Annotated in this window: 12 protein-coding genes and 3 tRNA genes; 8 read left to right on the top strand and 7 right to left on the bottom strand. The window is 65.0% G+C overall.

The features are described from left to right. Complete coding sequence (locus GT590_RS08395; protein ID WP_156996299.1) at positions 1-624, bottom strand: ATP-dependent Clp protease proteolytic subunit; 624 nt, start codon at positions 622-624, stop codon at positions 1-3. Between the two features lie 164 nt (positions 625-788). Further along, a complete protein-coding gene (gene tig, locus GT590_RS08390) occupies positions 789-2276 on the bottom strand; it encodes a trigger factor (RefSeq protein WP_009304211.1) in 1488 nt (495 codons plus the stop codon). Positions 2277-2579: 303 nt separating this feature from the next. Here tig and GT590_RS08385 point away from each other — a divergent pair, with 303 nt between their 5' ends. Continuing rightward, positions 2580-3167: a DUF308 domain-containing protein gene (locus GT590_RS08385; RefSeq protein ID WP_156996298.1), complete on the top strand. Its 588-nt coding sequence runs from the start codon at positions 2580-2582 to the stop codon at positions 3165-3167. 141 nt (positions 3168-3308) lie between these two features. Further along, positions 3309-3671, top strand: coding sequence for a hypothetical protein (locus tag GT590_RS08380; protein ID WP_009304209.1), 363 nt, complete (start codon positions 3309-3311; stop codon positions 3669-3671). Positions 3672-3834: 163 nt separating this feature from the next. Here the strand turns inward: GT590_RS08380 and GT590_RS08375 are convergent. Further along, positions 3835-3919: transfer RNA gene (locus tag GT590_RS08375), tRNA-Leu, on the bottom strand. Positions 3920-4058: 139 nt separating this feature from the next. Here GT590_RS08375 and sstT point away from each other — a divergent pair. Continuing rightward, a complete protein-coding gene (sstT, locus tag GT590_RS08370) occupies positions 4059-5315 on the top strand; it encodes a serine/threonine transporter SstT (RefSeq protein WP_156996297.1) in 1257 nt (418 codons plus the stop codon). Between the two features lie 64 nt (positions 5316-5379). Here the strand turns inward: sstT and GT590_RS08365 are convergent, their stop codons facing one another. Both GT590_RS08365 and GT590_RS08360 read right to left on the bottom strand, forming a co-directional pair. Further along, positions 5380-5955: a DUF4230 domain-containing protein gene (locus GT590_RS08365; RefSeq protein WP_009304207.1), complete on the bottom strand. Its 576-nt coding sequence runs from the start codon at positions 5953-5955 to the stop codon at positions 5380-5382. A 308-nt stretch (positions 5956-6263) separates the two neighbouring features. Then, positions 6264-7922: an NYN domain-containing protein gene (locus GT590_RS08360; RefSeq protein ID WP_161171001.1), complete on the bottom strand. Its 1659-nt coding sequence runs from the start codon at positions 7920-7922 to the stop codon at positions 6264-6266. Between the two features lie 223 nt (positions 7923-8145). Here GT590_RS08360 and GT590_RS08355 point away from each other — a divergent pair. From GT590_RS08355 to GT590_RS08340, 4 genes are all read left to right on the top strand, one after another. Next, positions 8146-8222: transfer RNA gene (locus GT590_RS08355), tRNA-His, on the top strand. Between the two features lie 97 nt (positions 8223-8319). Then, a tRNA-Lys gene (locus GT590_RS08350) sits at positions 8320-8395 on the top strand. A 146-nt stretch (positions 8396-8541) separates the two neighbouring features. Further along, on the top strand, positions 8542-9183 hold the full coding sequence (locus GT590_RS08345) for an RNA polymerase sigma factor (RefSeq protein ID WP_009608270.1): 642 nt from the start codon (positions 8542-8544) through the stop codon (positions 9181-9183). Continuing rightward, positions 9180-10985, top strand: a complete 1806-nt coding sequence (locus tag GT590_RS08340; protein WP_009608276.1) for a hypothetical protein — start codon at positions 9180-9182, stop codon at positions 10983-10985. The genes GT590_RS08345 and GT590_RS08340 overlap by 4 nt, the downstream gene beginning before the upstream one ends. A gap of 66 nt (positions 10986-11051) precedes the next feature. Here GT590_RS08340 and GT590_RS08335 read toward each other — a convergent pair whose 3' ends face one another. Then, on the bottom strand, positions 11052-13154 hold the full coding sequence (locus GT590_RS08335) for an FtsX-like permease family protein (RefSeq protein WP_161171000.1): 2103 nt from the start codon (positions 13152-13154) through the stop codon (positions 11052-11054). Continuing rightward, complete coding sequence (locus tag GT590_RS08330) at positions 13144-13971, bottom strand: ABC transporter ATP-binding protein (RefSeq protein WP_156996294.1); 828 nt, start codon at positions 13969-13971, stop codon at positions 13144-13146. Before GT590_RS08330 ends, GT590_RS08335 begins: the two co-directional genes overlap by 11 nt. Positions 13972-14156: 185 nt before the next feature. Between GT590_RS08330 and GT590_RS08325 the strand changes: the two genes are divergently transcribed. Beyond that, positions 14157-14903, top strand: a complete 747-nt coding sequence (locus GT590_RS08325) for a response regulator transcription factor (protein WP_009304200.1) — start codon at positions 14157-14159, stop codon at positions 14901-14903. Position 14904: the final 1 nt, after the last annotated feature.

The following is a 14904-nucleotide window of genomic DNA, read 5'->3' as shown; positions in this document are numbered from 1 at the left end:
CTACTCGTCGGAGCTCGGCGCAACCGCGCGCGAGGTGGTGATGCGGTCGACCAGGCCGTAGGCGACGGCCTCTTCGGCGGTCATGTAGTTGTCGCGCTCGGTGTCGTTCTGGATGGTCTCCAGCGTCTGGCCCGTGTTGTCCGCGAGGATCTTGTTCAGGCGGTTGCGGGTCTTCAGCATGAAGTCGGCCACGATGGCGATCTCGGTCTGCTGGCCCTGCGCGCCGCCGGACGGCTGGTGGATGAGCACCATGGAGTTCGGCAGGCACAGGCGCTTACCCTTGGCGCCGTTGGACAGCAGCACGGCGGCCATAGAGGCGCACTCGCCCAGGCAGATGGTGGACACATCGCACTTGATGAAGTCCATCGTGTCAAGGATGGCAAGACCCGCGGTCACCGAGCCGCCCGGCGAGTTGATGTACAGGGAGATGTCCTTGTCCGGATCGGCGCTCTCGAGGTGCAGCAGCTGCGCCACCACAGAGTTGGCCACGTTGTCGTCGATCTGCTCGCCCAGGAAGATAACGCGATCGTTGAGCAGGCGGGAGTAGATGTCGTAGCTGCGCTCGCCGCGCGGGGACTGCTCGATAACGTAGGGAATCAGTGCTGATTTGGGATCAAAGCTCATAAGGTTGCCTCGCTTGTCTCTTGCGGCCGCTCGGCGGCCTGCTTGCGTTTATGCCATAGTGAGGTTTATCGCTGCGCTGTGCAAGGCCGGGGTACCGTTTCGTTACCTCGAGCCGCCCGGCGACGCGCGGATGCGCGGCCGGACGGCTCGATGTGCTCACGGTGCTATTCTGCGTCGTCGGCCTTGGCCTCGACGTCCTCGTCCTTCTTCGCAGCCTTCTTCGGAGCGGCCTTCTTGGCGGGCTTCTTCGCGGGCTCGTCGCCTGCGGCCTCGTCCTTCTTGGCCGTCTTCTTGGCCGCAGCCTTCTTGGCCGGCTTCTTTTCCTCGTCCTTCTTCTTCGAGAGGTCGAGCTCGGTCACGACGGCCTTGTCCATGATGTCCTTCACGGCCTTGGTGCGGATCACGCCCTGGCGCACCATGTGCAGCTGGCCGTTCGAGCGCCACTCGGCCTCCAGAGCCGCGGGATCCTCGACGCCGCTCTTCACGAACTCCTCGGTGACCTCCTCGGCCGTAGCCTCCATGCCGAAGTGGCGGGCCCACGCGTCAAGCGCGAGATCCTGCTTGGACATGTCCTCGGCCTGCTTCTTCACGTCCTCCTTGAACTGGTCGGGCGTGATGCCTTGCTGGGCGAGGTACACGTCGAAGGTCATGCCCTGGCTCTGCAGCTGCTGGAAGAAGTCCTGGATCAAGCTGGCCTCCGCGTCCTCCAGCATGGCCTCGGGGACGTCGCCCTCCACGCGCTCGGCGAGCGCGTACAGGCAGGCGTTCTCCTTCAGGCGCGGCATCATGTCGGCCTTCTGGCTGGTGACGGACTCGGCGATGCGCGCACGCAGGTCCTCGACGCTTTCGAAGCCCATCTGCTCCTTGGCCCACTCGTCGTTGACCTCGGGAACGATCTTCTTCTTGACGACCTTGACCTCGACCTCGAAGTTGATCTTCTCGGTCTTGCCGGCCAGCGCGGACAGCATGATGGGCGGATCGGCGGGCATGTCCAGCGTGAACGTGGCGGTCTGGCCCTTCTTCAGGCCCACCAGCTGCTCGTCGAACTCGGCCGGGAACAGGTTCGCGCCCAAGCCGTAGGGACGGTTCTCGGTCGTGAGCGACGGAATCTCCTCGCCCTTGTCGTCGGTGGCCTTCATGGCCAGGTCGATATAGCTGTCTTCCTTCACCTTCGTGGCGGCGGAAGCGTCCTCGAACGAGTAGTAGTGCTCGCGCAGGGCGTCGATCTGCTCGTCGATCTCGGCGTCGGTCGTGCCTTCGGCGGGCAGCTCGATCTCGACGGGCTCGTAGCTGGAGATCTCGATCTCGGGCTTCACCGTGACGGTGAACGAGAAGGTGTAGGGCTTGCCGGCCTCGACGAGGTCCGTCTCGTCGAATTCAGGCTTGGCGATGGGGTACAGGTCGCAATCGTCGATGGCGAGAGGATAGGTGCCGTTGACCACGTCGTCGGTGACCGTCGCGCGCACGGCTTCGGCGCCCAGGGCGTTGTCGATGATCGGGCGCGGGGCCTTGCCCTTGCGGAACCCGGGGAAGTTGTACTTGTTGGCGAAGTCCTTGTAGGTCTTCTTGATGCGGGCATCGATGTCCGCGGCATCGACGGTAACGGTCACTTTCGTGCGGTTATCTTCCAATGCCTCAACTTTTGTTTCCACGTAACTATCCTCCATCATTCATATGTCGCCTTGCGGCATCGTTCGGTGCGACTGCCTTGGCCTTCCCTTGCAGCGATGCGTTACGACCTGCAAAGCAAGCCAAGCACACCGAGACGGAATTATCGCACATATGCGCCCAGCCGGGAAGTAAAGATGAGGCAGGTTCACGAAGAACCGACGAAACCGGGACGCAACCAGGGTGCAACGGAAACGAAACCGGGGAACCGCCCGTTGAAAATTCCGCCGGCATCGAAAGTCATGCTACCATGAGACGACTTTCGACAAGGACGCAAGGAGCCCCTTATGCCCCAGGACCGCACCCTCAAAGCCATCAAATCCCGCAGCCGCAGCGAGCAGGTGTCGGTGGTCTCGCTGCTGCTCCTGCCGCTTTTGGGGATGTGCTGCCTGCTGATCCCCGACACCGTCACCGACGCGCTGCCGTATCTGCTGGGAGGCCTCATGGCGGTATCGGGCGCGGCAGGCCTCGTGTACGCGGTTGCGCACGCGAGCGGCGCGCGAGCCGACGCGCGCAGCCTCGCCGAGGAACCGGCCGTGCTGGGGCGGGCCGTGGTCATGTGCGTGCTCGGCGGCGTCATCCTCGTGCAGGGACATGCCTCCATCAGCTTCGTCGGCGTGATGTGGGGCCTCCTGGGCCTGTACAAGGCCGCCGACGAGATCGACGAGGTGGTGCACGCGCTCAAGGGAAGGAGGCCCTTCGCGTTGAAGCTGGCCTTCACCGTGTTCGAGATGGTGCTGGCCGTGCTGCTTATCATCAGCCCGTTCGCGAACATCGAGCACCACGTGCTGTTGCTGGGCCTGGAACTGATCGCCTACCCCTTCCGGATCGAGTCGGGCGATTCGGGCAAGCTCACCGTCGAAACGGAAGCGTAGCGCCATTGGACGGCAAGGAAGGCGCCTCTTACCCGAATCTCGAAGGTTACAAATCGATTTTGCCCTCCCGCTAATCGCCCGATCACGGTATCATGAAGCCGAAAGCGAAACGCACCCGAAACGCAGCAGCCGGAGGCTTCCATGCCCACCATCGATCTCAACATATTGCAGGAACGCGAGCTGGCGCGCTTGCTGGACTACGAGCGCGCAACGTGCACCGTCGACGGCGACCTCGTGTATCACTGCGCCTTCCCCTATCGCCCCGACGACGACCTGCAGGTAGAGCTCATCGCGCACGGCGCGCTCATGCAGAAAATCGACGACCGCCGCGGCACCGTGGTCACCATCACGTCGGACGGATACTCCTACTTTCCCATGCTCAAACAGGAGGAAGAGGAGCGCAAGCGCCGCGAGCGTCGCGAAACGCGCCTCGTGGGCACCGCCGCTTTGTTCGCCGCCCTCAGCGTAGTCATAGGCTTTCTGTTGGGAAAGTTCTTCGCCTAGCTCGCCCGAACGCCGAAGCTGCGAGCCTTTTTCTGCTCGTGCACGCTTTTGTCAAGCGCATGCGGGTCCAACGATGCGTTTAGCTTGACAAAAGCGTGCATGAGGAACGGACGCGCAGCCTTCGCATCCCGCATTGGGCGAAGCGCGCCGCGACGTATCTTGATGGTGCGGGCGAAAGGACTTGAACCTTCACGAGTTTCCCCACCAGAACCTAAATCTGGCGCGTCTGCCAATTCCGCCACGCCCGCACGCGTTGCATCGCGCCCGAAAGCGCGCAGCGACCATGATACCAAAAACGGCGGGAAAGAAAACCGTCGTCCGAACGCTTTTCGTGCGCGCGCCCTCTTTCTGCTACTATGATGCGACTCAACGGGAAAGGAACGCATCATGGGAATCAAGAAGGTCGTCCAGGCGTGGAACTCGGTCAGCCTGGTGAAGCGTATCGTCATCGGACTGGTGATCGGCGGCGTGCTGGGCGTGGCGGTGCCGAACATCGAGGTCGTCGAGCTGCTGGGCACGCTGTTCGTGTCGGCGCTGAAAGGCGTCGCGCCGATTCTGGTGTTCTTCCTGGTTATCAGCGCGCTCGCGAACGCTCGTGCCGCCGGATCGATGAAAACCGTCGTGCTCCTGTACGTGGTGAGCACGTTCGTCGCGGCGCTCGTGGCCGTGGTGGCCAGCTTCCTGTTCCCCATCGAGCTCACGCTGAGCGCTCCGGCGGCCGACCAGAGCTCGCCGTCGGACATCGGGGAGGTGCTGGGCACGCTCGTGATGAACATGGTGTCGAACCCGGTGGACGCGCTTATGAACGCGAACTACATCGGCATCCTGGCTTGGGCCGTGGTGCTGGGCATCGCGCTGCGCGCCGCGTCGCAGAGCACGAAGGACGTGTTCGCCAGCGTGTCCGACGCCGTGTCGCAGGTGGTGCGCTGGGTGATCTCGCTGGCGCCCTTCGGCATCTTGGGCCTCGTGTACACCACGGTGAGCGCGAACGGCCTGGAGATATTCACCGAGTACGGCCAGCTTCTGCTGGTGCTGGTGGGCTGCATGCTGTTCATCGCGTTCGTCACGAACCCGCTGCTGGTGTTCTGGGGCATCCGCAAGAACCCCTACCCCCTCGTGCTGCGCTGCCTGAAGGACAGCGGCATCACGGCGTTCTTCACGCGCAGCTCGGCGGCGAACATCCCGGTGAACATGGAGCTGTGCCGCAAGCTGGGGCTGGACAAGGACAACTACTCGGTGTCCATCCCGCTGGGAGCCACCATAAACATGGCGGGCGCTGCGGTGACCATCTCGGTCATGGCCATGGCGGCCGCCCACACCATGGGCGTGTCCATCGATCTGCCCACCGCCGTCATCCTCAGCGCGCTGGCAGCGGTGTCCGCCTGCGGCGCGTCGGGCGTGGCAGGAGGGTCGCTGCTGCTCATCCCGCTGGCATGTTCGCTGTTCGGCATCGGCAACGACGTGGCTATGCAGGTGGTGGCCATCGGCTTCATCATCGGCGTGGTTCAGGATTCGTGCGAGACGGCGCTCAACTCGTCGTCCGACGTGCTGTTCACCGCCACGTCGGAGTACCGCGAGTGGCGCAAAGCCGGCAAGGAGATCACGTTCGGCGAGGATGCGTTCAGCGAGAACGAGCTGGCGTAAGGGGAACGGTTCCTCTGCAAGAAGAAGGGCGGCTCCAGGGCCGCCCTTCTTCTTGCACGCGTTGCTATTGGTCGACCACCGTCACCGTATAGGCGTTGTCGCCGACGGTGAAGGGCTTCAGCAGGTTCTCGACCAGCGTATGCGCCTGAGCCTTGGCTTGCTCCAGCATGTTAGCCTGGTTCACCTTGCCCTCGGCATCTTGCTGCGCCACCTTCAGCGCCTCGGCCGTATCTTGCTTGTTCTCCCAGTTGAACAGCGCGAACGATGAATCGTAGAACTCGAGGGAGTTCGGGTCGATCTCGATGCCCAGAAGCTGCGGCGCCGGCAGGCTCACCGTGATGGCGTTGCCGCTGACCTCGACGCGGGCCTGCGCCAGATCCACGCCTGCGCGCACCTCGGCATCGTAGACCATGGTGAAGGCCTTCTTCGTGATGAAGTCGATGTCGCCGTTCTCGTAGCGCACGAGGCCGCGGTAGTCCAGCTTGGCCGTGGCAAGCTCGCTGCAATCGGACAGCTGCTCCTGGATGGACGTGGACGACAGCGAGATGCTGGGCTCGAACGTGCGCTGCACGGCGAGCGTTCCGAACACGCCGGCCGCGATCAGCGCGACGGCGACGATAACCATGACTATCTTCTTCATGCCTCTCCTACCTCGTCAGCTTTCACGCTGCAAGGATATCATGGGAGAAGAACCCGAAAACGCCGCCTCACGACTTCAACGAACGGTTGTTGCCCGACCGTCACGAGCCGGGATGCGCCGCCGCGTTCGTCCATTTCCGCGCCCGCGAGTTCGCACGGCATCGGGCAGGGAGTCCAAGTCCTCGACTTATGCGCGCCTCTGCCAAGGGGGCGCGGTATTCCGCTCGACGCCCCGAGCGCAGACCACGAGCCGTAATCGGGCGGCTCCCTGCGGCACCGCACGAGAAACCCCTCGCGGGCGATTCGCGCCTATCGGTCGAGGCGGGCGTAGGATTGGCCGTCGCGCTGCTCCACCTTGATGCCGTCCAGGTCGTCGAGATAGGGCCTGAACTGCGCGTAGCCCAGATCGCGCAGCTTGAACGTGCGGAACTTGCCGCGCACGCGCTTGCCCAGCACGGACAGCGCGATCCCCTCCGGCTCGGCGGCGGCCACGGTCTGGCGGATGAACGCCTCGGGGTCGGACGGGGCAGCGGCGCCTTCGGCGACAGCCTTCGCAGTCGCTTTGGCCGGACGCTTCGGTGCGCGCTTCGCGGGCGCTTCGGGCTCCCGCTTCGGCGCTTCCCCGACGGGCTCCTCCTGCGTCGCCGTAGCCTCGGCGACCGGCTGCTCGGCCTTGGGGGCCTTCGCCCTCGCGGGCTTGCGCTTCGGCTTCGCAGCGGGCTTCTGCTCCTCGGTTGGCGCGGCGGCCTGGGCAGGCACCTCGCCGTCCGAGCGCTCACCCTTCTCGGTCTGCTTCTTCCCCGCCTGCTTGCGCCCTTCCGAGCCTCTCGAGCGAGAAGCAGCCGCGCGCATGCGGGCGGCACGTCCGGGACGGTTGTCCGAGGGAGGCTGCTCGGCAGGCTCGGCTTCGACGACAGGTTCGGCCAGACGATCATGCTGCTCGCCTGCGGGCTCCGCTGAGAGTTCCGGTTCCTGAACCGGCTTCTCCTCGGTAGCCTCGGATCCCTGCTGCGCCGCGACCTGATCCTTGCGACGACGCGGCTGACGGCGCGACGCGGGCTTCTTCTCGACCGGCTTCGCCTCAGCGGCGCCCTGTGCGTCCGTCGATCCTTCAGATTCTGCAACCGGCGCGTCTTTCACGTCGTCGGCCTGCTTGGTCTCGGGTGCCTGCTCTGCCTCCGGGGAAGCGTCCTTCGGAGCGTTCGCACCCTCGGCCAGCACCACGGCCACCGAGCTGCCGTCCTTGATGATCTGCACGCTGGCGAACTCGTCGAGCAGCTTCGACAGCAGGTTCGTGCCGTAGCTGCGCACGTCGAAGTCGGGGTAGCGCTTCAGCAGACGGCTGCCCACCTCTCCGAGCCCCGTCGACTTGCCGTTGTTCTGGTTGTCCGTGATGATGTTCACCACGGCCTGCTCGATCTCGTCCTTGCTCATGGTGGTGGTTCCAGCGCCCTGGCCGTTCGACGACGAGCCCTGGTCGTGACGGTTCCTGTTGCGTCCGCCCGACTTGCCGCCCGTGTCGCCCAGCAGAAGCTCCAGCGTGGTGAAAATGTCGCATGCCTTTCTGAACGGCGTGGGCGTCTTCTTCTCGCCCATGCCGATGACCGTGAGGCCGCTTTCGCGGATACGGCTGGCCAGACGCGTGAAATCGCTGTCGCTCGACACGATGCAGAAGCCCTCCACCGAGCGCGTGTACAGGATGTCCATGGCGTCGATGATCATGGCCGAGTCGGTGGCGTTCTTGCCTTGAGTGTAGCCGAACTGCTGGATGGGCGTGATGGAGTTCTCCAGCAGCGCGTCTTTCCACTTGGCATGGAGCGTGAGCGTCCAGTCGCCGTAGATGCGCTTGTAGGTGACGGTGCCGTACTTCGACAGCTCGTCGGTGATGGGCTTTATATATTTCGCCGACACGTTGTCGGCATCGATCAAAAGTGCGAACCGCTTTTCAGACGATTGCTTGATATCCACGTAGTGCTCCTCATTCCGATTGCGGGAGGGCCGGATGCCCTGCCCCTCGGGCGTCGACTCTTCTTCGGGCGCCGCGCTAGGCAGCCGTTTTCGACGTCTTGGATGATTCTATACTACTTGAAAGCAAGCGATCGACAGGCGTTTGCAAAATGGTTGATACATTTTGCTCATATTCCTCTTGCACTCCCGGTAGAAAATCCGTATACTACCACCTTGCGCCTTGGTGGGTGTAGTTCAGTCGGCTAGAACGCCAGATTGTGGCTCTGGAGGTCGTGGGTTCGAGTCCCATCATCCACCCCAGCGCGAGTTTGAAAAAAGTACTTGCAATTGCTGGAAACATGCTTTAAAATAATCCAGCGCTTTGTGCACTTGGAACTTTGACATAGGCGTTATTTCTGGACTGTTAGCTTAGTTGGTAGAGCAGGGGACTCTTAATCCCAAGGTCCGGGGTTCGAGTCCCCGACAGTCCACCATTTGAATTCTAAAGGTCAGACATCATGTCTGGCCTTTTTCATTTTCCCCCTTCTCCTCTGAATTGTGGGCACCTTGTGTATGATGGCGGAAGCATCTGCGACAAAACGCTCCTTCGCGCGTGTTGGTAGCGGAAAGGAGATGGGATATGGATGTAGGTTGCGAGGCTCTGGGAGCCGGAACGTCCCGGAGCGACCGTCCGCTTGCTGCAGCGAACGGACGAAAACCGCACGCTGGCCAGCCGAGCGGAACCGTGCACGTCCTCGACGCCGTGGCGCTCGAAAGCGCCATGGAGCGCTGGGGCGACACCGTGCTTCGCTTGGCTACCAGCCGCATGGGCAGCGTCGCCGACGCTGAGGACGTGTTTCAAACCGTGTTCATGCGCCTGCTGCAATCGAGAGAGCGGTTCACCGACGACGAGCATCTGAAGGCGTGGCTTCTGCGCGTGACGATCAACTGCTGCAACGACGTGCACCGCAGCCCCTGGAGCAAGCGCCGCGCCGAGCTTGACGATGCCACGCTGTCCACGTTGCGCGCCTCCGAGCTGGACGAGCCGGGACGCGAAGCGCCCGACGACGCTTTCGGCAACCGCAACCTCGAGCCCGGCGACTTGGCCGCGGCTCTCGCCCGCCTCACGCCCCAGCAGCGCACCGCCGTGCACCTGTTCTACTTCGAAGGATATGCAACCGACGAGATAGCGCAGATCACCGGCGAGCGCTCAGGCACCGTCCGATCCCACCTCCACCGCGCGCGCAAGGCCCTCAAGATCAATCTAGGAGCGCACTCATGAACGAAAACGATTTCCGCAAGGAGTACGAGCGCATGCAGCACCAGGTGCGCGCGTCGTCCGATCTCAAAGAACGCACGCTAGCCGCCGCCGAGCGGGCAGCCGACCGCTTCGCCTCCTCCGCTCAGCCGGTCGCGACCGCGTCAGCCAAGCGCCCACATCGGCGCGCCGGATCGCGCAGCGGCGGCGTCGCAGTTGCGCGTCGCTGGGGTCTGCCCGCCGCAGCCTGCCTCGTCGCCGCGGCCATCGTCGCCGGCGGCGTGCCCATGGTCATGGGCGCGATGGACGCGGACGGCCATACGGCCATCTCCCTGAGCGACGCCCAACAGGCAAGCGGCTTCGCCGTGCGCGCCTACGCCTCCGACGGCAGCGCGCCGCTCGCGCCCGGCGAGGGGGGCACCGTTGCGTTCGACCGCGACTTGGGCTACCGCTTCTCAGGAGGCGACGACTACAAAGTGAGCGGCTTCTTCACCGGCTGCCTCTTCCACGTTGAGGGCGAGGGCATCTCCCGCGTGCAGGCGAACCTGACGGGCGGAGCCCTGTACCGCGTGACGTTCGAAGACGGACCGACCGACCCCGACGACCCGCGCATGGGCGAGCTGGCAAGCTGGAAGCCCACGGCGCGCGGTACCGGCGAGTACTACGGCGGCTACGATTTCGTCGGAAGCTCCATGCGGAACGGAGAGAGTAAGCTGAGCCTCGCGAAGCTCATGGGTTCCACCATCGACGTCTCCGCAAGCGACGACCCCGGCATCGCGGACGGCACGACGAGTTTCGGCCTCTGGACGAACGAGGGCGAGCCTCCTGAAAACATCATGGGCGACCTGCAATCCCCCGTCATCGACCTGTTCGAAGGACAGACGCTCACCGTCACCGTGACGTTCGAGGACGGGCGCACGTCCACCCAGGCCATCGAGCTGCACGCGGCCAACTTCGAGACCGAAATGGTCGACGGCACCCCCCGCCTGACCACCCGTCTCGCCGCAGACGACGCCGAAGCCCCCTCGGCAGCGAAATCGCTCTACGGCATCGTGGTGAAAGCGGGAAGCGGCCCGTTCCCCTTCCCGCTCGACGACGCGAACGACCGCGCCGACGAAGTGCTGCCCGCGTCGACCATCGAGCGCCAGGACGATACCTGGCGGGCAACCGTCGAGGAGAACGGCGCGCGCGTCGACGCGACCCTGCCCGAAAACGCGCTCACACCGTCCGACGGCGAAGTCGCGTTCGACTTCGGATACGAAAGCACCGGCTCCTCTCACCCAGACTCCGAAAGCTCGCAACAGCCGACCGCGCGCTTGGCCATGAGCTCCCCTTCCATCTCGCTCTCCGACACTCTTCCGGGCGGAAAGGCGCTCGACGACTGCCTCTTTGTCGTGGACGGATGGCTGGGCAACGCGCGCTACATGGACAAATGCTCGCGCGAGGTGTGGGGCTACGGCTACAACGACGACGGCACGCTTACGAGCGACGACTACCGTTACGCGTCCACGACGGTGACGCTGCGCAACCTTGAAGATACGGCCGTCCCCGTTTGGACGCCCGTGCTCTACGATTTCGCCCTGCGCAACGATGACGGAACGCTCGACATGGTGCGGACGGGTTACGATCTGGACTTCGAGGCAACGGGCGACACCGTGCCCTCCGACGACCCCCAGCACGTCGTCATCGCGCCGGGCGGCACAGTGCAGCTGACCGTGGTGCGCGTCCTGCCCACGTACGTCCTGGAGAGCGGAAACCTGGTGCTCGTGCCGACCGACGACGGCAGCCCGTTCTCCCAGGCCTTCTCCCTCGGCGGGCAGATCTAGCTGCCCCGCCGCTTCATCGCGGAGCCCCCGCAGACTCGGCCTGCGGGGGCTCCTTCGCTCCCCCCCCTATTCGCGCACGAGCTTCCGGGCGCCGACGTACGTCACCGCGAAGTAGGCGCCGTACACCGCCAGGAACGCGCCGGCGCAGGCCAACGCCATCGACGTGATGTCGAGGTGCCCGAACACGGCCACGACGTCGGTGACCACCACGAGCGCGCACGCGGCGTGCGCGACGGCCAGCAGCAGCGGGAACAGGAAGTACACGAGCACCTGAACGAACAGCGCGCTGCTGATCATGCCCTCGGGAGCCCCCAGCTTTCGCAGCAGCCCGTAGCGCTGCGCGTTATCGGAAGCGTCGGACAGCTGCTGGATGGCGAGTATGGCCGCACAGGCGATGACCAGCACGAAGCCCAGGTAGATGGCCAGGTACGCCACAATGGTGGACAGGCTGATGCTCTGGTCGATCACCTCGGCGCGCGTCATGGACAGCGTGATCGGCCAGGTGTCGGGGTTGTCGGTGTCCGCCACGGCGTCCATCATCTCGCCGAACGCGGCCTCGTCCTCGTCGCTTGCGCACTGCACGTCGAGGACGGACTGGAGGATCGCCGATCCTGCCGGCACCGCCTCGTCGGGCACCACGAGCGTGCCCGTGTTCATCGGAAACGGCGTGGTCTGCAGGCTCTCGCCCCGGAATTCGGCCACGCGCAGGTCGCGCCCGCCCACGGACAGCACGGTGCCGCGATCCACCGCGTCGCGGTAGAACCCGCTCGTGATGTCGGAGTCGCTGAAAACCGCGCACTCCCCCGCGCCCAGCTCGAGCGCCGGTCGACCCGCCAGCTCGAGCGCGGCGTTCACCTGCGACAGCTTCGCCAGGTACACGGGGTACGCGCCGTAACCGCTGTTGACGGACGCGCCGGCGTAGTCGGCCAGCACAAGGCCGCTCGCGCGCTCCACGTCGTCCATCACCAGGCCGTCGGCAGGATCGACCAGAAGGTCGACCTGCGCCACGCCGGAAACCGCCGCGTCGAAGTCGCCCGCGCCCACCGCCGCCACGCTCGCGCGCAGCCCTGCGGCCATGTCGTAGCCCTGCCGTTCGGCGAACTCGCCGAACGCGCCCAAGTCGGCAGGCCGGTAGCCCGCCTCGGCATCGTACGAGCCGAACGACGTGGACACGCTGGCGCTGTATCCCGTGCTCTTGTCCAGCGAACCGTCGATGGCGTTGCGGATGCCGATGCCGCCGCACACGCTGGTGATGGCCAGGAACAGCACGAGGCACACCACCGACAGCGACGCGAACGCGGTGTTCACCTTCGCGTTCAGCTGCCGCAGCGCGAACATGTTGAGCCCGCGCAGGTACAGCGGCTTGATCAGCTGTACCAGCTTCAACAGGAAGCCCGACAGCGCGTAGAAGAACAGCACCGTGCCTGCGCACACGAGCAACGTGGCCACCGCGAATTCGGGCGAGGGCTCCATCAGCCCGTTGTCGATGAGCAGCTTGTACGACACGCCTATCAGCACGAGCGACGCCGCGAACAGCGCGAGCGACAGCGGCAAGCTGGTCAGCCGCATCTCCTCGTTCTTACGCTGCGCGTGCAGAAGGTCGATAAGCTTCGCCCGCGCCACCGTGCGCGCGTTCAACAGCGCGGCCGTCAGGAAGATGGCCGCGAACACGATGGCGGTCTTCGCCAACGCGTCGGCCGAGAACACGAACGCGAAGCCGCCCGCCTCGGCCACGTCGGCCTGGAACAGCGCGCTCGTCAGCTGCAAGAGAAGCTGCGACAGCCCGATGCCCACGACGAGCCCCGCCGCAAGCGAGGCCGCGCCCGCAATCAGCGATTCCAGCGCCACGATCTTCACCACGTCGCCCGTGCTCATGCCCAAGGCGAGGTACACCCCGAACTCGCGCTTGCGCCGCTTGATGAGGAAACTGTTCGCGTACACCACGAGGAACACGAGCACGAACGCAATGAACACCGACACGCCGCCGATGACCATGCCCAGCAGATCGAACATCTTGCTTTGCGTCTCGGAGAACGCGAGCACGCCCTGCTGGGCCGTCATGGAGTTGAACGCGTAGAACACCGCCACGCCCAGCATGACCGTGAGGAAGTAGATGCCGAAGTCCGCCAGCGACTTGCGCACGTTGCCGAGCGCGAGCCTAGCAAGCATGGCGCGTCACCTCGTCCGCGGCATCGTCCTCGCCCGCGCCGCCCATGCTGGAAACCACGTCCACGATGCGGCGGTAGAACGCCGAGCGCTCCGCTCCGTTGCGGCGCAGCTCGCCGTACAGGCCGCCGTCCTTGATGAACACGATGCGGTTGCAGTAGCTGGCCGAGAACGAATCGTGCGTGACCATGAGGATGGTGGATCCCCGCTCGTTGAGGTGCGCGAGCGATTCGAGCAGCTGGCGCGCCGACTTCGAGTCGAGCGCGCCGGTGGGCTCGTCGGCCAGCACGAGATGCGGACGGGTCACCGTGGCGCGCGCCGCGGCCACGCGCTGCTTCTGGCCGCCGGACATCTGGTAGGGGTACTTCTGCAGCACGTCCTCGATGCCCAGCGTGCGCGCCGCCTCCCGCACGCGCGGGTCGATCTCGCGCACGGGCGTTTTCTGGATGGTCAATGCCAGCGCGATGTTCTCGTACGCCGTGAGCGTGTCCAGCAGGTTCGAGTCCTGGAAGATGAAGCCCAGGTCCTCGCGCCGGAACTTCGCCAGCTCCTTGCCCGCGAGCGAGGTCACGTCGCGCCCGCCGACGACGATGGTGCCGCTCGACGGCTTGTCGATGGTGGCCAGGCAGTTCAGCAGCGTCGACTTGCCCGACCCGCTGGGCCCCATGATACCGGTGAACTCGCCGCACGCCACCGCGAAGCTCACGCGGTCGAGCGCCTGCGTCACGCTGCCGTCGCGCTTGCGCCCCTCGGCGCCGTAGCGCTTGCTGAGCGCGCGCACCTCCACCACCGTCGACGCCCCGACGTCCCTTGTATCCATGTTCAGCTCCTTCTTCTCGTTTTGCTCCTGTTCCCAGGTTACGAGCCGCTCCTTACGGCGCCTTGCAGGGCGCCTTGCGGCTTCCTTACCGCACCTTGCGGCTGCCTTACGATACGAAGAAGCGGATTACCGCGCTCGGCCGCATGTGTCATACTGGCAAGCACGAAAGAGAAAGGGGTTCGACGATGACCGGCGCATTCGGCATGGTGGAGACGCACTTGCGCGGCAAGCGCATCCTGCTGGTGGACGACGAGCGCGAGCTGGCCGACATGGTGGCCACCATCTTGCACGGCGCGGGGTTCGCCTCCGTCGACATCGCGAATTCCAGCGCCGAAGCGCTCTCCTCGATCGCGGCGCGCAGCGCCTCCCCCGAGCACGCGTACCAGCTGTTCGTGCTCGACGTGATGATGCCCGGCATGGACGGCTTCGAGCTGCTCGGACGCATCCGTCAGCTGCCCGCGCACACCTCGACGCCCGCGCTGTTCCTCACGGCGAAAGACGAGCCTTTCGATCGCGTGTCGGGACTCACGTTGGGCGCCGACGATTACATCGCGAAGCCGTTTCTGCCCCAAGAGCTGGTGCTGCGCATCGCCGCCGTGCTGCGCCGCTGCTATGCCGCCGAGAACCCGCTGTTGGAGCTGGCTGCGAGCCGCGTGAACTTCGCCACCGCCGAGGTGGAGCGCGCCGACGGGCAGACGGTGCCGCTCACCGCCAAAGAACACGAGATCCTGAGCGTGCTCGCGCGCAACGCCGGGCGCATCGTCACCATCGATTCCCTGTGCGAGGCGTGCTGGGGCACGTCGTTCGGCTACGAGAACTCGCTCATGGCGCACATCCGTCGCCTGCGCGAGAAGATCGAGGCAGACCCGTCGGCGCCGGTTTCGCTCGTCACGGCGCGCGGACTGGGCTACAAGCTGGTCGAGCGCGGCTAGC

Source organism: Eggerthella sp. BIOML-A1, assembly GCF_009875595.1.
Taxonomy (GTDB): domain Bacteria; phylum Actinomycetota; class Coriobacteriia; order Coriobacteriales; family Eggerthellaceae; genus Eggerthella; species Eggerthella lenta.
This window is presented reverse-complemented; position numbering and strand designations above follow the sequence as displayed.

Bases quoted from the DNA above. Each gene is read 5' to 3' on its own strand.
- sstT (WP_156996297.1), top strand. From the start codon at position 4,059: ATGGGAATCAAGAAGGTCGTCCAGGCGTGGAACTCGGTCAGCCTGGTG.
- GT590_RS08380 (WP_009304209.1), top strand. From the start codon at position 3,309: ATGCCCACCATCGATCTCAACATATTGCAGGAACGCGAGCTGGCGCGC.
- GT590_RS08330 (WP_156996294.1), bottom strand. From the start codon at position 13,971: ATGGATACAAGGGACGTCGGGGCGTCGACGGTGGTGGAGGTGCGCGCG.
- GT590_RS08325 (WP_009304200.1), top strand. From the start codon at position 14,157: ATGACCGGCGCATTCGGCATGGTGGAGACGCACTTGCGCGGCAAGCGC.
- GT590_RS08345 (WP_009608270.1), top strand. From the start codon at position 8,542: ATGGATGTAGGTTGCGAGGCTCTGGGAGCCGGAACGTCCCGGAGCGAC.
- GT590_RS08335 (WP_161171000.1), bottom strand. From the start codon at position 13,154: ATGCTTGCTAGGCTCGCGCTCGGCAACGTGCGCAAGTCGCTGGCGGAC.
- GT590_RS08365 (WP_009304207.1), bottom strand. From the start codon at position 5,955: ATGAAGAAGATAGTCATGGTTATCGTCGCCGTCGCGCTGATCGCGGCC.
- GT590_RS08395 (WP_156996299.1), bottom strand. From the start codon at position 624: ATGAGCTTTGATCCCAAATCAGCACTGATTCCCTACGTTATCGAGCAG.
- GT590_RS08340 (WP_009608276.1), top strand. From the start codon at position 9,180: ATGAACGAAAACGATTTCCGCAAGGAGTACGAGCGCATGCAGCACCAG.
- GT590_RS08385 (WP_156996298.1), top strand. From the start codon at position 2,580: ATGCCCCAGGACCGCACCCTCAAAGCCATCAAATCCCGCAGCCGCAGC.